This window comes from Chryseobacterium indologenes, from assembly GCF_002025665.1.
Taxonomy (GTDB): Bacteria; Bacteroidota; Bacteroidia; order Flavobacteriales; family Weeksellaceae; genus Chryseobacterium; species Chryseobacterium metallicongregator.
In genome coordinates this window covers 1-18,772 of record NZ_CP018786.1, presented here as the reverse complement: position 1 = coordinate 18,772, position 18,772 = coordinate 1, and the positions used below count along the sequence as shown (strand labels likewise).

Here is an 18,772-nt window from a genome sequence, read left to right as displayed (position 1 = left end):
TCAAAAGTTCTCTACAAAAACTATCTTTGTGAAAATTAATAAAGACAGACACTACATGTTTTTAAAAAAAATAAAACCCTTCCTGTATTTAGGAATTTTCTATCTTATTATTTCATTGATAATAAGAACAATATTCTTTTTTCATCCTATTACTACCGCTAGTTTTGGATTTTTCGAAGTCGTAAAAGTTTTGCTCATAGGTCTGGTGAATGACGTTTTTGTTTTCATATTGGCCAGCTCTATTCTCGCCCTTTACTTCCTCTTTCTTTCCAATTCAAAATATAAAAAGCCTTACGGCTATCTTATTTTGGGAGCATTAGTTCTATTCTTCCTTTATATCTGGCTTGTTCCGAACAATATTTTCAAGCAGTATGGAGGTTCTATCATGGAAATTGCCCTTGTTTTCGTAGGAATAAAGACTCTTTTCTTCGGATTGATGCTGTTTCTTCCTACACAAAGAATTAAGATCCGTAATACATTATATTTCATTACATTACTATTATACGTTCTTCTGATTATTTTTAACGGAGTAAGTGAATACTTCTTCTACAATGAATTTGGGGTTCGTTATAATTTTATTGCTGTAGATTATCTTATTTATACCAATGAGGTCATTGGGAATATTATGGAAAGTTATCCGGTTGTTCCGTTATTTTCTGCCATCATGATCGTGACCCTTGCCATCACATGGTTTATTTATAAGAAAACAAAAGATGAATTGCTTGAGCTTCCCGATTTTAAACAAAAAATGGTTCTTCTGGGCAGTTTTATGGTACTATGTGCGCTGAGTGCACTGGCAATACCGTCTTTGATGCAAATCAAATCTGACAATGTTTTCGCAGACGAAATTGAAGCTAACGGACTTCCTAAGTTCTACTGGGCATTTACCCATAATGAGCTGGATTATTTCCAGTTTTACTCACAAATTAACCAACAGCAGGCCGAAAAGAATTTCTTAAGCCAATATCCACAACATACGTTATCAAGGACTGTAGCTGCTGAACAACCGGAAGTGAAGAAAAATGTAGTATTGATCTCTATTGAGAGTCTTTCTGCCGATTTCATGGAACACTATGGTAATACGCAAAAAATTACTCCTTTTCTGGATAGCCTTGCTGATAAATCATTAATGTTTACCAATCTGTATGCAACCGGAAACAGAACGGTACGCGGCCTGGAAGCTTTGACATTATGTATTCCTCCTACCGCTGGAGAAAGCATCATCAAAAGAGATGACAATAAGAATAAATTCACAACCGGAAGTGTTTTCAAGTCTAAAGGATATGATGTTAAATTCTTATACGGCGGCTATAGCTATTTCGATAATATGCAGGACTTCTTCGGAGGAAACGGCTACGGTATCGTAGACAGAAATAACTTTAAACCTGAAGAAATTACTTTTGCCAATGTTTGGGGTGTTGCGGATGAAGATATGGCCAGAAAGGCTATTCAGGTGATGAATGCCGAAGCCAAGTCAGGAAAGCCGTTTTTCAATCACTGGATGACAGTTTCCAATCACAGACCGTTTACATATCCTGACGGAAGAATCGATATTCCTGGGACAGCAAAATCCCGTGAAGGCGGTGTAAAATATACGGATTACTCGCTTAAATTGTTCTTCGATATGGCTAAGAAACAAGACTGGTATAAAAACACAGTTTTTGTTATCATTGCAGACCACTGTGCATCCAGTGCCGGAAAAACAGAGCTTCCGATGGATAAATACAGAATTCCTGCTATGATTTTCTCTGAAGGATTTATTCAGCCGCAGAAATTCAATGCATTGATGTCTCAGATAGATGTTATGCCTACACTTATGGGATTATTAAATTTCAACTATCAGTCTAAATTTTTGGGCCAGGATGTCTTCAGACAGGAATTCCAACCTAAAGCATATGTGGCAACCTATCAGGATCTAGGATTTATCAAAGGAGAGCGTTTAACTATTATTTCGCCAGTAAAAAAAGTAAAACAATACTCCTTAGAACTGGAAAAAAGTGACCTGAAACCGGAATTCAAGCTGTATTACGACGAAAAATTATTAAAAGATCCAGATCAGAAACTGGTAGATGATGCTGTATCAGCTTATCAGTCTACGTCTTACTGGCTCAAAACAAAACAACTCAACAGATAAATATCTAGATATTTTCGCTTATAATCTGGTGTAAAATATTTAAATTAACCCATAAATTTATTGATATGAAATGGACAGACGACAGAGGCGGAAACGTTGATGACCGCCGTGGTTCAGGAGGCGGAAGTGGAGGTATGATTGTAGGAGGCGGACTCGGAACCTTAATTATAGCAGCCATCGTATTCTTTTTGGGAGGTGATCCGTCCGGTATTTTGAATTCCGGAGGAATACAGCCTTCAGGCAATACAGGAGAACAAAGAGAACTGACTGCCGAAGAAAAACAAATTGGAGAAATGGTTGATATGATGGCCAAATGGAATATTCTTACCTGGGATCAGATTTTTAAGGAAAACGGAATGACTTACAGTGCTCCTGAAGTGGTTCTTTTTGAAAATACAACTTCTTCAGCATGTGGTACAGCGCAATCTGCCATGGGCCCGTTCTATTGTCCGGCAGATCAGAAAGTTTATATGGATATGAGCTTTTTTGGTGAACTTCAGCAAAAATTCGGAGCTAAAGTAACAGAATTTACAGTAGCTTATGTTCTTGCCCACGAAGTAGGACATCATGTACAAACTCTTTTGGGAACTACTCAGAAAGTGGATGCGCTAAGAAGAAGCGGAAGATATTCCGAAGAACAGATGAACAGAGTATCCGTTGCTACAGAGTTACAGGCTGATTTCTATGCCGGAGTCTGGGCAAAAAGAACCAATGACAGCAAACATATTCTTGAACCCGGAGATATAGAATCTGCCATAGATGCTGCAGAAGCCGTTGGAGATGATAATATTCAGAAAAGAGCACAGGGATATGTGAATCAGGAAAGCTTTACCCATGGATCATCTGCACAACGTAAAGAATGGTTTATGAAAGGTTACAACACTGGTGATATCAGACAAGGTGATACTTTCAACCAACTATTAAAATAGTTTTATCACAATTATTGTGATGATATAAAATAAAATGCGGTCTTAGCTTAAGACCGCATTTTTTATTTATTGCAATTCGATTGGATTGGAATTTTTCTTGGCTTCTTCTTTTACCCTTTCTTCCATTCTCTTTCTCATATCGGAAGGATTCTGGTTTCCACCACCTCCGGGGCCTCTTCCACCTCCGCCTACTCTCATCGGAGCACTGATCCCTCCCGCACCCTGACTCATGAATGACATTGGATCAGTTTTAAACTTTTGCTGCTGCTTTAAATAATCTGTTCTTTTTACTTTTAAAGTATTTCCAAACTGGTTCAATGTTGGAAACTCAGCAATTTTATAGTTTTTCATTAAATCAAAAGAATAATCTCCTTTATCATCTTCCACTTTTACAATCAGTCCAGGAAGCCCTCCGAACTTATAAGGTCCGTCCTGATAAGGAAGATCTGTCGTAAACCATGCAGTCCATTTTCTTCCTCCAAACTCGGTTTCAGCTTTCTGAACTTTGTAATCGCCAATTTTTCTGGTTTCTGATCCAATTTTCCAGTTCAGAGGTCTGTCTTCTTCATAAGAATAGAGATCACGTCCTATTCTGTCTTTAAAATATGTTTTTTGGTTCGTCTTATCCTTTTCTACAGAATAGTTGATATTCGTTCTCAAACCTTCCATCTGATCTCTGTTGATACTTCCTCTTCCGCCCCCACCTTGAAATGCTTTTTGCATAATGGAGTCTCTTTTGATTCTGTTTTCAGAATAAAACACTGATTTTTCCGGAGAAATATCCAGATAAGCATTTTCAGTTTTGATATCTGTTTTATTTTCAGCATCAGGCTTCATAGTCACCTGATACACAAACCTGTTTGTCTGTGCAGAAACATTCTGTATGAACAGTGCCAATGCGATAATACCTAATTTTTTCATTTATATTTTTATTTATTTTAATTCAATTGGATTCTGTGCTATATTGGTAAAAGAAGGTATTTCTACAGATGAGCCTTGTGACATGGGTATTCCCTGATTGTCTCCACCCATTCCGCCTCTGTGCATTCCACCACTTCCGTTGCCGCCTCCTCTCATTCCACCACCATTCATTCCGCCGCCATGTTTTCCACCTCCGAAATTCATATTTCCACCAGTATTATTCCCGGCCATCGCTTTTTTGTTTTTACCGAATTCCAGTTCAAGAGCAGCTTTATCACCATGGAAATTAATTCTTGTACTTTGCTTAGCATCAGCATTTATCTGTTCTTCAAAAGCATTTTTAAGCGTAAGCTTTTTCACAAGATCAAATTTATAATCTCCTTTGTCATCCTCCAGTTTTACAATCAGTCCTGGCAATCCTGAAAACTTGTAAGGACCGTCAGACAGTGGAATTTCTTTAGTAAACCAAGCTGTCCAGACTCTTCCTCCAAACTCGGCAACTGCTTTTTGGGCAGAATATCCATTCTGTTTCTCAATCATATTAGTGATTTCCCATTTTACAGGTCTGTCTTCCTGATAATAAATTTGTTTTCCGGAAGCCTTCTCATAATAATACACTTTCTGATCCGGAATTGTCTTGGTAATGAAATATTCAAAAAATGTAGGTTCAAAATGTTTTTTTCCTTCCATTTTTGAAAAATCTTTTTCCTCTTTCTTGTTTTCCTTTATTTCTGACCTTAGTTCTGCAAAAAGAGAGTCTCTTTTCAATTTATTTTCACTGATGAATAAGGAACGATCTCCTTTAACATCCAGAAAAGTTCTCTCACTTTTCATACTTACCAGATTGATTGAATCCGGATTTACCAAGGTTTCATAAACAAATCTGGTGGTCTGTCCATAGGATACAATGGTGAAAAACAATACAAAAAAAACTATTATTTTTTGTTTCATGACCAATTTTCTTTATAGATAGAAAATAAGATTCAAGGTTAAATCCTTAATGAAATCTTCACATTGAAAGGCTAAATTTATTATTTTTTAACATAATTTATCCTCTCAGAAATTGCTATTAATAACAGAATCATTAAAATAGATATCTTCGATTTGAGATTGCGAAAATTAGTTCGTATTTTTGCATCATTAAATCATTCTAAATAAATACAATGATAAAAGTATCAGACTATGCAAAGGAGAAAGCCATCCAGTTAATGACGGAAGATGGTTTTAACCCTGCTGAAGATTATATAAGAGTAGGGGTGAAAAGCGGCGGATGCTCTGGTTTAGAGTATGTTTTAAAGTTTGATAACCAAAAAACAGACACAGATCAGATTTTTGAAGATAATAACATTAAAATTATTATAGATAAAAAATCCATCCTTTATTTAGCAGGAACAACTCTTGAGTATTCAGGAGGATTGAACGGAAAAGGGTTTGTTTTTAACAACCCGAATGCATCCAGAACATGTGGGTGTGGGGAATCATTTAGTCTTTAGAGAAAAGACATTAGATCCTAGATTTCAGACCTCAGATCTACTCTGAATTCTGAAATCTAAAATCTGAAATCTAAAAAAAAGTAATGAGTAAATATACAGAAGACGATTTAAGAGTCGATCTAGAAAATAAAAAATATGAATTCGGTTGGGAAACGAAGATTGATTATGAAGATTTCCCGATTGGTTTAAATGAGGACATCATCCGTGCCATCTCTGCTAAAAAAGAAGAACCGGAATGGATGACTGAATGGCGATTGGAATCTTTCAAAATCTGGCAGAAAATGGTAGAGCCTGAATGGGCCAATATCAAATATGAAAAACCAGATTTTCAGGCAATCCGTTATTACGCTGCTCCTAAAGTAAAGCCAGAACTGGCAAGTCTTGACGAAGTAGATCCTGAGTTGTTGAAGACATTCGCAAAGCTAGGGATTAATATCGAAGAGCAAAAAAGACTTTCCGGAGTTGCCGTAGATATTGTAATGGACTCAGTTTCTGTGAAAACCACTTTCCAGGATACATTGGCAGAGAAAGGAATTATTTTCTGCTCCATCTCTGAGGCTATTAAAAACCACCCTGATTTAGTAAGAAAATATCTTGGAAAAGTTGTTCCGAGAGGAGATAACTTTTATGCAGCATTGAATTCCGCAGTATTTTCTGACGGAAGTTTCTGTTATATTCCTAAAGGGGTAAAATGCCCTATGGAACTTTCTACTTATTTCCGTATCAACCAGGCAGGAACAGGACAGTTTGAAAGAACGCTTCTTGTAGCTGATGAAGGAAGTTATGTTTCTTATCTTGAAGGATGTACAGCTCCATCAAGAGATGAAAACCAGCTTCACGCAGCAGTTGTAGAGCTTATTGCTTTAGACAATGCCGAGATCAAATATTCAACGGTACAGAACTGGTATCCTGGTAACGAAGAAGGAAAAGGAGGTGTATTCAACTTTGTAACGAAAAGAGGACTTTGCGAAAGAAATGCAAAAATCTCATGGACACAGGTAGAAACAGGTTCTGCAGTAACATGGAAATATCCGTCTTGTATCCTTAAAGGAGACAATTCTATCGGAGAATTCTACTCTATTGCAGTTACTAACAACCACCAGTATGCAGATACAGGAACAAAAATGATCCACATCGGAAAGAATACCAAATCAACGATTATTTCAAAAGGTATTTCTGCCGGGAAATCACAAAACTCATACAGAGGACAGGTGAAAGTAATGCCTTCAGCAAAAGGAGCAAGAAACTTCTCACAATGTGACTCTTTATTGATGGGTAATGAATGTGGAGCTCATACTTTCCCTTATATTGAAATCAAAGATCCTACAGCACAGTTAGAGCACGAGGCAACGACTTCAAAGATTGGGGAAGATCAGATTTTCTACTGTAACCAGAGAGGTATTGATACAGAAAGAGCCATTGCTCTGATTGTGAATGGTTTCAGCAAAGAAGTTTTGAACAAGCTTCCAATGGAATTTGCTATTGAAGCTCAGAAATTACTTGAGATTTCATTAGAAGGTTCAGTAGGATAATATGATCAAAAAAGAACCCTTCAGATAAAAACAAACTGATTTTAAAGGCAAGGTTTTCAGAGTTTTTATCTGATGATCAACCGTTATAAACGGAAATATAAGTTATAATCTTCGTTGAAGATTATTATAAACATAAAATATAAAAAGCTTCTGTCCGTCTATTGAGGAGATATCCTAATACAAAGACGATGTGTACCTAAAGGAAAGAAGCTCATACAATTATAAAAAGCAAAAGTTAGCAAGAATGTTACAAATTAAAGACCTTCACGCCAAAATTGAAGATGGCGCAGAAATATTAAAAGGTATTAATCTTGAAATAAAGCCGGGCGAAGTTCACGCGATCATGGGACCCAACGGAGCTGGTAAATCTACCCTTTCTTCTGTAATCGCAGGAAAAGAAGATTACGAAGTGACTGGTGGAGAAATTCTTTTCGAAGGACAAGACATCAGTGAAGAAGCTCCTGAAGATAGAGCTCACAAAGGGATTTTCCTTTCTTTCCAGTATCCAGTGGAAATTCCGGGAGTTTCTGTAACGAACTTTATCAAAGCTGCTTTGAACGAGACGAGAAAAGCAAACGGACTGGAAGAAATGCCGGCAAAAGAAATGCTTGCATTAATCCGCGAGAAATCTGAAAAATTAGGAATTAAAAAAGATTTCCTTTCAAGATCATTGAACGAGGGATTCTCCGGAGGTGAGAAGAAAAGAAATGAAATTTTCCAGATGATGATGCTTAATCCTAAGCTGGCTATTCTTGATGAAACAGATTCAGGATTGGATATCGATGCTTTAAGAATCGTGGCAGATGGAGTAAATCATTTTAAAAATGAAGGGAATGCAGTTCTTTTGATTACGCACTATCAGAGATTGCTAAACTATATTCAGCCTGATTTCGTTCACGTTTTAGCAGATGGAAAAATCATCAAAACAGGTGACAAGTCTTTAGCATTAGAACTTGAAGAAAAAGGTTACGACTGGCTTCTTAACTAAGAAGAATATATATTATTTCAGAGATAACCTTTTTTCACAATCATTCATACAATGTAGCAAAAAAGAGTCTCTACTATTAAAAATTGGGTTTCCTATTCCTCGGAATAACAATATTTTAGTTAATAAAAAAAGAAAAAATGGTGCAAACCACAGATATACCAGTAATGGCATTAAAAGAACAAATTATAGAGAACCATAATGAATTTTTGGAGAGTCTTCGTCACAGGTTTCTGGACGACAGCAGAAAAGCTGCTCTTCAAAGATTTGCAAACCTTGGTTTTCCGACAAAAAAAGACGAAGAATATAAATATACCAATCTAAAGGAAATCACGGAAAAAAGCTACAACTTCTTCCCGAAAGAGAGCCACAATATCACTAAAGAGCAGTTTGATGAACTGCACCTTGGAGAAGAAAATTTTGATTGGATTGTTTTTGTAAACGGTAAGCTTCACAAGGAGCTATCTAAAGTTTCTATTGAGAATGTAGAATTCCTTTCATTCAATTATGCATTGAATGATGAGAAGCATAAAGAGGTTTTTGAAAAGTATTTCAATACGATTGCTTCCAAAGAACAGGCTTTTACGAACCTGAACCTTGCTTACTGCAAATATGGTTTCTTCCTTAAAGTTCCTAAAAATGTAGTGATTGAAAAGCCAATCCACGTTTTTTATATTTCTCAGAATCAGGAGGAAAACACGTTTTACAATACAAGAAACCTTTTGATCGTAGAAGAAGGAGCTAAAGTAGAGGTCATTGAAAGCCATCACAATTTTGACAGCACTTACGTATTAACAAACTCTGTAACGGAGATCTTTACATACCCTAATGCAAAGGCTGACTGGCACAAACTTCAGAACGATAACAACACAACCTATCTTATCGACAATACTTTTGCAAGACAGGAGAAAGACAGTTTAACAACGGTAAACACATTCTCTTTCGGAGGTAAACTGGTAAGAAACAACCTTGATTTTATTCATAATGGATCTAATATCAATTCATTCATGAACGGAATCACCATTATCGGGAAAGATCAGTTGGTAGATCACCATACGGCGGTTCACCATAACTTCCCGAACTGTGAAAGTTACCAGAACTACAAAGGAATCTTTGATGGGAATGCTCACGGAGTTTTCAACGGAAAAGTTTTTGTGGACAAAATTGCTCAGAAAACAAATGCTTATCAGCAGAATAACAACGTATTGCTAAGCGAAGGGGCAAGTATTGATACCAAACCTCAGTTAGAAATCTTTGCAGACGATGTAAAATGTTCTCACGGTTGTACAGTAGGTCAATTGAATGAAGATGCTTTATTCTATCTGAGAGCAAGAGGAATTTCTAAAAAAGAAGCTCAGGCATTACTTTTATATGCTTTCGCTAATGATGCAATGCAAAACATTGATATAGAACCTCTAAAAGATAAAATTTCCAAGCTATTAGCTGAAAAATTAGGAGTTGATATAGAATTCTAAGACTTATATATATTGATACAAAAAGCACTTCTTTTCGAAGTGCTTTTTTATTTTTATTACAGATTATCTTTCTGTTTTATTTCTTTAACCAACCTTGGTTATCTTTATTATCCGAACGTTTCTTACCATTATCAAAATTATAAGCCAATCCTACACCTAAAGTCTGCTTCAACTGGGTCTTCCATATCTGATTATGATCATACAAAAGATCCAGGGTAACATTGGTAGAAATATATTTATTGATTTTCATGCTTAAAACTCCGCTGTATCCAAGAACCAGTCTTTCCGGATGATCAAGATAATTTGAAAATACAGAAGCCGTATTCAGCAAGGTAATGTTCTCCATAATCTTCAGCTTATACATTGCTGTTCCCAGGAAACCGAATTGGAAAAGAGAAGAATCTCCATCATTTTTAAGACCATAAGTTCCCGCTTTCTGAAGATCTTCGTCTAAAACAAAAGTCCATCTTGCATTTGCCGGGCGTAAAGTCACGGTAAGATTGTCATTAGGACGATAAGTAACCCCAGCTCCTACACTCAGATATCCGGGAGCCATAAAATTAGAAATCTTTTTAGCATCAGGATTATTTCCATCTTCATAACCCGGAGCAAACTGAGTCTGAAGCCCTGCGCCTGCAGACAAATACCAATGCTTGGCAAATTCTCTACCATAGTTTGTAGACAGGTTAATAACATCCTGAGTCTTTCTTACTCCAGTTCCCTGCGTGTTATTTTGTCCGTAACCCAGAATAATAATATTTTCCCAAAGATCTTTCCCTTTTTCATACGTCAGGTTGTAATTAACACCAGCAAGCCACCCAACATTGTTGGCTCCACCTCCTACCCAGTTTGAAAAGGCAGCCTGATTAAGCATTAATGTATTTTGTCCCTGAATAGACCATGCTTTAACGGTGTCTGATGCCGGAGTTTCTGTCTTAGCCTCCTGAGCGAACGCTACAACCCCAAAAGAGATAGAACTGATCAATAAAAGTTTTTTCATAATGTTGATTTATTACAAATGTATAAATAATAATTTACGCCATCATAAAATTCACTTTAAAATGAATTTAACATAATCGAAAAACAACATTACAAACAACTGAAAACAAGGTATTTACAACCAAAACCATTAACTATCAAACTTAAATCAACTTAAAACTACAGTATTTTAAAAAGAAAAAACACCTCATTTTTGAAGTGTTTTTAATTATAAAATAAGTTTTCTAAACTATTTTTTGATCCACCACTGGCTATCTTTACGATCAGAACGTTTTACCCCATTTTCCAGTGTATACGCAAATCCGATTCCAAGAGTCTGCTTCAGCTGTGTTTTTTCTATCTGATTATGATCGTAGAGTAAATCTACTGTTACATTGGATGAAATATATTTATTTACCTTCAGGTTTAATAGAGCTCCATAGGCAAGAACCAGCCTTTCCGGATGATCAAGATAATTTGAAAAGACAGAAGCTGTATTGGTTAAATAAATATCTTCCATTATTTTTAGTTTATACATGGCTGTACCCAGAAAACCGAATTGTAATAAAGAAGTATCTCCATCATTTTTTAAACCATAGCTCCCTGCTGTCTGAAGGTCTTTATCCAATACAAACGTCCATCTGGCGTTGGTAGGACGCAAAGTTACCGTAAGATCATCATTGGGCCTGTACGTGATACCCATCCCGACGTTTACATAGCCAGGAGCCATAAAGTTTGAGATTTTTTTGGCTTCAGGGTTATTTCCATCTTCATATCCTGCCGCAAACTGTGATTGCAAACCAGCTCCTAAAGAGAAGTACCAGCTTTTCGAAAATTTTCTCCCATAATTGGTAGAAACATTGATAACATCCTGTGTCTTTCTTATTCCAAGTCCTTTTGTATCATTCTGACCATACCCAAGAACAATGATATTTTCCCAGAGATCTTTGTCTTTTTCATAGGTGAGGTTATAATTGGTACCGGCTAGCCATCCGACGTTGTTGGCTCCACCTCCAACCCAGTTTGAAAAGGCAGCCTGGTTAATCATTAATGTATTTTTTCCTAAAACCGACCAGTATTTAACAGTGTCTACTACTACGGAATCTTTTTTCAATTCTTCTTGTGCACTAGCATATATTCCTATAAAACAGGAAAGAATCAATAAAAACTTCTTCATTACTCTAAATAATTTTCAATGCAAAAATATTAATATAATTTTTTTTAAAGGTAAATTCAGCTGTAAAAGAATCGAATTTCAATAAAGTTTAATCTCCTCATAACAAGATATTTCTATAAAATCAATGCCAAAATAATAAGTTCAAAAGTTAAATTTAATACCTTTTGTCTTAAAATCAGATCGGTAGGAACGAATTCATCGACAAATTTTCCGAAATTTATTATTGGCTTTTGATTTGACGTAAAATCCACATGTTCAAAAATGTAATTTCCAAAAGAGCGGTTATATACCCATTACTGATGCTTTCAGCGATGTGGTTCGGGTATTTTTTACAAATGCAGGGCTTTTTTCAAAGCTGTTTTGGAGCCATTATTCCTCTCTTACCTGAGGGATTGCTTGGCGTGGTTACTTCTCCCCTTTTACATGGAAATATTGATCATATTATAGGAAATTCTATTCCCATAGCAGCACTTATGTTTTTGCTGTATCAGTTTTATCCATTGGTTGCCAACAAAGTCTTTATCATCGGCTGGCTGGCAACGGGACTTTTGGTATGGCTTCTTCCTCCCATTGATATTCTTACAGGTGAATATATGTACACTTGTACCATCGGAGCCAGTGGTGTAGTTTATGTACTCGCTTTTTTCCTATTCTTCAGCGGGGTATTTAAATGGAATACGAAACTTCTCACTATTTCAATGCTTGTTGTGCTTTATTATGGCAGTTTGATTTGGGGGATGCTTCCCGAAGAATTGTTTTACAATATGCAGGAACCGAGTAAAATTTCATGGCAGGCCCATCTTTCCGGAGCTGTAGTAGGCAGTATTATTGCATTTGCCTTTAAAAATGTCGGCGAAAAGAAGAAAAAGTTCATCTGGGAGTTTCCGAATTATTACAGCGAAAAGGATGATAAATTGTGGCAGGAATACAAAGAAAATCATCCTGAAGACTTTATGGAACTTCCTTACAAGAAAAAGGATGATATATGGGATCATTTGGATGAATTGAGAAAAAGATAAAACTTATTTCATTACATTTGAAAAAAAACACACATGATCTCCGAAGAATACTTTTATGCCATCGCCCTCCACGAATGCAGCCAGATTGGTGATATTCATTTTCATAAACTTGTCCGTACTTTTGGAAGCGCTCAGGAAGCCTGGAAAAGAGCAAAAAAAGAATATAAAAGACTGGAAGGAATAGGACAAAGAACAGTCTCGGATATTGGAAATAAGTCTCATTTGAAATTCGCAGAAGAAGAATTAAATTTTTGCGAAAAAAATAATATTCAAATCAGGTTAAAACATCTCAAAGAAATCCCTTCTCTACTTAATGAATGTAATGATGCTCCGGCTATTCTTTATCAAAAGGGAATATTGAGAATGCACTGCCCAAGGTAAGTATTGTAGGAACTCGAAATATGACAACTTATGGAAAACAGTTTATTGAAGACTTCTTCAAAGCAACACAATCTTCAAAATATACATCTGTAAGCGGTCTTGCTTTAGGCATCGACAAAGAAGTTCACGAACAGTCTATTTGTCATCAAAAACCCACTGTAGCAGTTCTTGCACATGGTTTTCAATATTTATATCCGGCAACAAACAGAAAACTTTCTGAGAAAATTTTACAGGAAGGAGGTGCATTAATAACGGAGTTCAGCTCTTCCAGAAAGCCAGATCGGGAAAACTTCATCCAAAGAAACAGAATCGTGGCAGGAATATCTCCGGCAACTATTGTAGTGGAAACAGGTTTTGGAGGAGGTTCTGTGAGCACAGCAACATTTGCTAATGATTATAACCGTGATGTTTTTGCTCTGCCTGGAAAAATTACGGAAAGCAATAGCCAGGGATGTAATCAGCTGATTTTCCATAATAAAGCAACCGCTATTTCTACCATAAAAGATCTTATTGGACTCCTTGGATTAAATGATCCTAAAGAAAAAATAGAAGAGTTATTTCCTTATAGCGAGACAAAACCACAATTATCTGACAATCAGAAATTAATATATCAATCTATTCAATCTTATCCTCAAATTTGTTTAGACGATCTCTCACTGAGAATTGATCTCCCTACCCATAAAATCTTACCAATAATTTTAGAATTGGAACTTTTAGGGAAAGTAAAATCATTTTCCGGGAGGCAATTCATCGCAATTTAAGATTTAACGATTTCTTAATATTGCATTATTTCACATATAACATTTCATTTTTAATAAAATTTGAACATAAATTATCAATTTAATAATATTACGGAACATTATTATTTAATTTTTAACAATGTTAAAATATAGTGTTGTGAATCTTGAAAAAAAAATTAAATTTGTTGACAATAATATTCAACCTTAATATATGGAACAATATAATATTGACCAGAAAATCCAAGAGTTTATTGCAAAAATTGAAGCAAAAAATCCTAACGAACCGGAATTTTTACAGGCTGTAAAAGAAGTTGCCGTAACCGTAATTCCATTCATTGCTACTAAAAAAGAATATACCGGAATGAAGCTGCTTGAAAGAATGGCTGAAGCTGAAAGAATTATTATTTTCAGAGTTCCATGGGTTGATGACAAAGGAGAAATTCAGGTTAACAGAGGTTTCAGAATTCAAATGAACTCTGCTATTGGACCATACAAAGGAGGAATCCGTTTCCACCCTACTGTAAACTTATCTGTTCTTAAATTCTTAGCGTTCGAACAAGTATTCAAAATTCTTTGACAACTCTTCCAATGGGAGGTGGTAAAGGAGGTTCAGATTTCGATCCACAAGGAAAATCTGATATGGAAGTAATGCGTTTCTGCCAGGCTTTCATGACCGAATTATGTAAGCACATCGGCCCTGAAACAGACGTACCTGCTGGAGATATCGGTGTTGGAGCAAGAGAAATCGGATATTTATTCGGTCAGTACAAGAAAATCAGAAATGAGTTTACCGGAGTTCTTACAGGAAAAGGTCTTGCTTATGGAGGTTCATTAATCCGTCCTGAAGCTACAGGATACGGTGTAGTATACTTCGCAGAGCAGATGCTTAAAACGATCGGACAGAATTTCCAGGATAAAATCGTAACAGTATCAGGTTTCGGAAACGTAGCTTGGGGAGTTATCAAAAAAGCAACTGAACTAGGAGCTAAAGTAGTAACAATCTCTGGACCAGACGGATACATCTATGATAAAGACGGTATCAGCGGAGAAAAGATCGATTATTTATTGGAGCTTAGATCTTCAGGAAATAACAGAGCTGAAGACTATGCTAAAAAATATCCTTCAGCTGAGTTCCATGCTGGAAAACGTCCTTGGGATGTGAAGTGTGATGTTGCTTTCCCTTCGCAACTCAAAACGAACTAGATTTAGATGATGCAAGAAAATTAGTTGAAAACGGATGTGTTTGTGTAACGAAGCGGCTAATATGCCTTCTACACTAGATGCCATCAACTATTTCTTAGACAATAAAGTATTATTCTCTCCTGGTAAGGCTTCCAACGCTGGAGGTGTTGCTACATCAGGATTAGAAATGACTCAGAACTCTATCCGTCTTAACTGGACTTCTGAAGAAGTTGATGCAAGATTAAAGGAAATCATGATCGGTATCCACAAAGCTGTAGAGACTACGGAAAAGACGAAGACGGTTATGTAAACTACGTAAAAGGTGCAAATATTGCCGGCTTCGTAAAAGTAGCAGAAGCAATGTTGGCTCAAGGAGTTGTGTAACAAAAAAACAAAGTTGGGAAAACTCCCGACCTTTTTTGATATAGCCTGTTCCCGGGATAATGGGAAAAAAGTAAAAAGTGAAAGGAGAAAGCGCTGCTATATGCAGTGCTTTTTTATTTTATATCATGCAAAACACTTTAAAAATATTGATGAATACATTCTTCTGTTCCCGATAGAAGTACAGAAAAAATTGATTGAACTCAGAAAAGCCATCCATTTACAGATTCCGGATTTGGAAGAATATATTGGATATCAGATGCCTGCTTTCGATACAAAGGAAAACCATTAATTTATTTTGCGGGATATAAAAAACATATCGGATTCTATCCCGGAGCTGAAGGTATCCGTAATTTTGAAAAGATTTAAAGAAAGAAAATATAAATTTTCAAAAGGGGCCGTTCAATTTCCAATCACTGAAAATCTGCCACTGGATTGATCACTAAGATCCTCCGTTCAAAACAAAAGAAATCGAACAAAAAAAATCCTGAAATACAAGATTTCAGGATTCCGACTAGTGTTTGCTAAAGTGCTTTTTACTTTTCTTCTTTTTGTCTTTCTTCTCTTCTTTAGGAGCATCTGCAGGTTTAGTGGCATCAGTAGGCGTGTACTTACTGATGGATCCGTTGCAGGTGCAGTTTCCATTGTAGTTGCAGGTGATTTTTCCTGTTGATTCTTCTGATCCGAAGGACTTGTAGTCTGTGTATTCGGTTGTTGAGTTTGAGTTGTCGTAGTGTTATTAGTAAAGTATCGGCCGGCTTTTGTGGTGTTGATGTGCTGATACTGCGATTTCCGACTAATGTAAACGCTGCCGTTAAAAATAACTTTTTCATAATGTAATATTTAAATGATTGTTTAACTTAAACGAGGCATCATTTATAAAATTATGTGTAAAAGACTTATTTAACGTACTTTATAATTATTTAAGAGGAATTTGCAAAAATCAGTTCAGATGATTGGACTGGAAGCGAGATGCTGGAAACTGGAAGTTTATTTCAGTGAAAATATTAGCTGAAATGGTCTATTATCAAGACTTCCTGCTTCCAGCATCCAGCTCCCCGCCTTAGGTTTACTTCGTCACATTCTTCATCATTTTTTCTACGAATTCAAATGCTGCAGGACAGATAACAGTATTTTTCAGCATCAAATTATTGATCTGATAAATCTTTTTACGGTCTGTATGAGGATATTCACGACAGGCTTTTGGTCTTACATCGTAGATAGAACATGTATTATCGTTGTTCAGAAAAAAACAGGGAAGATTCTGTAATACTTTATCATTATCTTCATCTACTCTTTAAAAACTTTGCTTCAAAGTCTGCAGACTTCATTCGAAGATGTTTGGAAATTCTCTCAATATCTTTTTCGGTATAGAGAGGTCCCGTTGTTTTGCAGCAATTGGCACACTGCAAACAGTCTATTTCTTCAAAAACTTCATCATGTGTTTCCTGCACTATATAATCGAGATTTTTGGGCGGTTTTTTCTTTAATCCGTCCAGAAATTTCTTGTGTTCTTTCTGCTTTTGTATCGCCTGTTTTTTATAAAAATCTAAATCCATTTATTCTTTGTTTCTCACGGACTCCGGAAGTTCTTCTTTTTTATACTCGTTAATTTTATCCAGATCCAGTACCGTTGAAAGATTTTCTTTGTTTGGATAATACATCGGAACAAATTTAGCTCCGTATACAATTTCTCCTGTAGTATAGAGACGATCTTTGAACCACCGTATTTGAAAAGACTTCGTCAAATGCGCGTACCTGTACGATAAGCTCAATATCTGTATTTTTAAAATCTTCTTCAGAAAAAACCGTAAAACGGAGAGTTTTCATCAATTTTATGCACTACAGTCCAGTTGAGAGCCAAAGTATTGATCTTACTCATCTGCGTGGTAAGTCTGTAAAAATTACTTTTGGCAACTCCATTTTCCATAACCTCAATGGCTACAGAAACAATTACGTCTGCATCCGTCAATGCATTATTTTTATAGGGAGCAAGCCTGAACATCAATGCTGAAGATTCTGAAAAGGAGCAATAACTGCAATATCAGAAAATCTAAAGGTATGCCCGCGGTCTTGAAAATCTTCCATAAAAAAGTCCTGTTGCAATGGCAAAGGTAAGCAATCCCAGAAAAGCTTCAAAAGTTGCTACAAGACTTGCCAAAAATCCTACCGGAGCGATTCTCCCATATCCAACCGTTGTGAATGTCTGAGAACTGAAGAAAAAGACATCAATAAATTCATTGAGTGGATCACTCTTATCTATTCCTGTAAGGTGCTCTACCCCAATCAGGTAATAGATCATGGCAAACAGTAGATTAATGAGAATATAAGCGATAACCAATAAGAAATAAATCGAAATGAGGATAAATTCAGCATGGTGTGATACCAGCTTAACCTGTTGAACACATTCACACCCCTTCTCTGAACATTCGGGAGACCATCTTTATTGATGAACCTTCCTGAGGCATTGGTTCCGAAACCACTGTTCTCCGCATTTTTCTGACGGATCTTTTTTCTGAATCCTCCTGTCATTTTTTAATCATTTTGACTTTGTTATATTATGATTTTCCTCTACCAATAAGCCAGTTGATGATCAGCTCTTTCTTTCAGCATACAGATATTTTAAAAGGTAAAGGTAAGAATAGAACGCATTATGATGCTTAATTTTTTAAGTAATCATTTTTAAAATTACTTGTTAGATGATAGATGATTTACTATGGACTTTCTATAAAATTTTTACTCAAAATGAATAAAAAAAACAGCAGAAATTCAAAATTTCCTGCTGTTTATATCATCTTAATTAAATCTCAATTACGTAATAGTTTTTAATGTGCGTCCAATTGGATAATATCAAATTTCGGCAAATTAATTACAAATATTATTCTTTAATAATCTTAGAGTTATATTTATTGGTTTCATCATTTATTGAAATAACATAAATTCCAGTTTTCAAATCTTTTATTTTATCATTAATTTCCTTATTTATTTCACTTAAAGAACCTTTTGCTGAAATCAATAATGTTCCTGCCATATCATATAATTCTGCATTCAAATTTTCTCTTGAATTTTTAATATGAATAACCAGTTTTTGTCCATTTTTTAAAGGATTCGGATAAACAAAATTCATTATTATTTGTCTTACTATCCTTAACAGCTAAAGTATTTGCCGGATACACAAGAATTTTTTGTCCGTTATATCCTACTGCATAAACTTTCAAAGCATTAGAAGGGAAATCAACATATGTATTTGCCAATGTAGTATCTCCCGTTCCCACAATAGAAACACTGATGAGCTGGTTACCTGCATCATAAGTTTCAAATGCAACCGCATTATTCCACTTAGAATTATTTACCAATAAAAATTGACCTTGTGCATTGTTTACAACTGAGCCCCAATTCCTAATTCCTGAAACAGGCAGAAGATTCTTATATGCATTCACGCTAT

General features: G+C 35.8%; 20 protein-coding genes and 2 pseudogenes. 11 read left to right on the top strand and 11 right to left on the bottom strand.

The window, feature by feature from the left end:
- Positions 1–55 precede the first annotated feature (55 nt).
- Both BUE84_RS00095 and BUE84_RS00090 read left to right on the top strand, forming a co-directional pair.
- On the top strand, positions 56–2,134 hold the full coding sequence (locus tag BUE84_RS00095; RefSeq protein ID WP_079240015.1) for an alkaline phosphatase family protein: 2,079 nt from the start codon (positions 56–58) through the stop codon (positions 2,132–2,134).
- 65 nt (positions 2,135–2,199) lie between these two features.
- The gene (locus BUE84_RS00090; protein WP_079240014.1) at positions 2,200–3,063 is read left to right on the top strand and encodes a neutral zinc metallopeptidase; all 864 of its coding nucleotides are present in this window, start codon (positions 2,200–2,202) and stop codon (positions 3,061–3,063) included.
- 66 nt (positions 3,064–3,129) lie between these two features.
- On the opposite strand, the gene BUE84_RS00085 is transcribed toward BUE84_RS00090, so the two are convergent.
- Both BUE84_RS00085 and BUE84_RS00080 read right to left on the bottom strand, forming a co-directional pair.
- A complete protein-coding gene (locus BUE84_RS00085; RefSeq protein WP_079240013.1) occupies positions 3,130–3,984 on the bottom strand; it encodes a GLPGLI family protein in 855 nt (284 codons plus the stop codon).
- A gap of 12 nt (positions 3,985–3,996) precedes the next feature.
- On the bottom strand, positions 3,997–4,935 hold the full coding sequence (locus BUE84_RS00080; RefSeq protein WP_079240012.1) for a GLPGLI family protein: 939 nt from the start codon (positions 4,933–4,935) through the stop codon (positions 3,997–3,999).
- Between the two features lie 212 nt (positions 4,936–5,147).
- Here BUE84_RS00080 and BUE84_RS00075 point away from each other — a divergent pair, with 212 nt between their 5' ends.
- From BUE84_RS00075 to sufD, 4 genes are all read left to right on the top strand, one after another.
- Positions 5,148–5,477, top strand: coding sequence for a HesB/IscA family protein (locus BUE84_RS00075; protein WP_027372006.1), 330 nt, complete (start codon positions 5,148–5,150; stop codon positions 5,475–5,477).
- 83 nt (positions 5,478–5,560) lie between these two features.
- A complete protein-coding gene (sufB, locus tag BUE84_RS00070) occupies positions 5,561–7,009 on the top strand; it encodes a Fe-S cluster assembly protein SufB (protein WP_034691827.1) in 1,449 nt (482 codons plus the stop codon).
- A 244-nt stretch (positions 7,010–7,253) separates the two neighbouring features.
- Positions 7,254–7,997 (top strand): Fe-S cluster assembly ATPase SufC, encoded by a 744-nt coding sequence (sufC, locus tag BUE84_RS00065; protein WP_034691829.1) that lies wholly within the window; start codon positions 7,254–7,256, stop codon positions 7,995–7,997.
- 164 nt (positions 7,998–8,161) lie between these two features.
- Positions 8,162–9,469: a Fe-S cluster assembly protein SufD gene (gene sufD / locus BUE84_RS00060; RefSeq protein WP_079243818.1), complete on the top strand. Its 1,308-nt coding sequence runs from the start codon at positions 8,162–8,164 to the stop codon at positions 9,467–9,469.
- Positions 9,470–9,545: 76 nt separating this feature from the next.
- Here the strand turns inward: sufD and BUE84_RS00055 are convergent, their stop codons facing one another.
- Both BUE84_RS00055 and BUE84_RS00050 read right to left on the bottom strand, forming a co-directional pair.
- Positions 9,546–10,469, bottom strand: coding sequence for a DUF3078 domain-containing protein (locus BUE84_RS00055; RefSeq protein ID WP_079240011.1), 924 nt, complete (start codon positions 10,467–10,469; stop codon positions 9,546–9,548).
- A 228-nt stretch (positions 10,470–10,697) separates the two neighbouring features.
- Positions 10,698–11,624: a DUF3078 domain-containing protein gene (locus tag BUE84_RS00050; protein WP_079240010.1), complete on the bottom strand. Its 927-nt coding sequence runs from the start codon at positions 11,622–11,624 to the stop codon at positions 10,698–10,700.
- A gap of 251 nt (positions 11,625–11,875) precedes the next feature.
- Between BUE84_RS00050 and BUE84_RS00045 the strand changes: the two genes are divergently transcribed.
- The 5 genes and pseudogenes from BUE84_RS00045 (at position 11,876) to BUE84_RS24710 (ending at position 15,619) form a co-directional block, all read left to right on the top strand.
- Positions 11,876–12,643 (top strand): rhomboid family intramembrane serine protease, encoded by a 768-nt coding sequence (locus BUE84_RS00045; RefSeq protein ID WP_079240009.1) that lies wholly within the window; start codon positions 11,876–11,878, stop codon positions 12,641–12,643.
- A 33-nt stretch (positions 12,644–12,676) separates the two neighbouring features.
- Positions 12,677–13,024 (top strand): hypothetical protein, encoded by a 348-nt coding sequence (locus BUE84_RS24720; RefSeq protein WP_238594334.1) that lies wholly within the window; start codon positions 12,677–12,679, stop codon positions 13,022–13,024.
- Positions 13,025–13,044: 20 nt separating this feature from the next.
- Positions 13,045–13,785 (top strand): DNA-processing protein DprA, encoded by a 741-nt coding sequence (locus tag BUE84_RS00040; RefSeq protein ID WP_238594333.1) that lies wholly within the window; start codon positions 13,045–13,047, stop codon positions 13,783–13,785.
- A gap of 190 nt (positions 13,786–13,975) precedes the next feature.
- Positions 13,976–15,330, top strand: a pseudogene (gdhA, locus tag BUE84_RS24895) (NADP-specific glutamate dehydrogenase).
- Between the two features lie 100 nt (positions 15,331–15,430).
- Positions 15,431–15,619 carry a DUF1801 domain-containing protein gene (locus BUE84_RS24710; RefSeq protein ID WP_238594331.1) on the top strand — a complete coding sequence of 63 codons (189 nt, stop codon included), beginning with the start codon at positions 15,431–15,433 and terminating at the stop codon, positions 15,617–15,619.
- 777 nt (positions 15,620–16,396) lie between these two features.
- Here the strand turns inward: BUE84_RS24710 and BUE84_RS00025 are convergent.
- The 7 genes and pseudogenes from BUE84_RS00025 to BUE84_RS00010 form a co-directional block, all read right to left on the bottom strand.
- A pseudogene (locus tag BUE84_RS00025) lies at positions 16,397–16,886 on the bottom strand (YkgJ family cysteine cluster protein).
- Positions 16,887–17,102: a hypothetical protein gene (locus BUE84_RS24705; protein ID WP_238594330.1), complete on the bottom strand. Its 216-nt coding sequence runs from the start codon at positions 17,100–17,102 to the stop codon at positions 16,887–16,889.
- Positions 17,103–17,125: 23 nt separating this feature from the next.
- A complete protein-coding gene (locus tag BUE84_RS24700; protein WP_238594329.1) occupies positions 17,126–17,335 on the bottom strand; it encodes a hypothetical protein in 210 nt (69 codons plus the stop codon).
- 45 nt (positions 17,336–17,380) lie between these two features.
- Entirely contained in the window at positions 17,381–17,629 is a 249-nt protein-coding gene (locus tag BUE84_RS24695; protein ID WP_238594328.1) for an ion channel, read from the bottom strand.
- Complete coding sequence (locus BUE84_RS24690; RefSeq protein WP_238594327.1) at positions 17,626–17,859, bottom strand: hypothetical protein; 234 nt, start codon at positions 17,857–17,859, stop codon at positions 17,626–17,628. Before BUE84_RS24690 ends, BUE84_RS24695 begins: the two co-directional genes overlap by 4 nt.
- A 346-nt stretch (positions 17,860–18,205) precedes the next feature.
- On the bottom strand, positions 18,206–18,454 hold the full coding sequence (locus BUE84_RS00015; RefSeq protein WP_079240008.1) for a T9SS type A sorting domain-containing protein: 249 nt from the start codon (positions 18,452–18,454) through the stop codon (positions 18,206–18,208).
- Positions 18,396–18,767: a hypothetical protein gene (locus BUE84_RS00010; RefSeq protein WP_079243817.1), complete on the bottom strand. Its 372-nt coding sequence runs from the start codon at positions 18,765–18,767 to the stop codon at positions 18,396–18,398. Before BUE84_RS00010 ends, BUE84_RS00015 begins: the two co-directional genes overlap by 59 nt.
- Positions 18,768–18,772 lie beyond the last annotated feature (5 nt).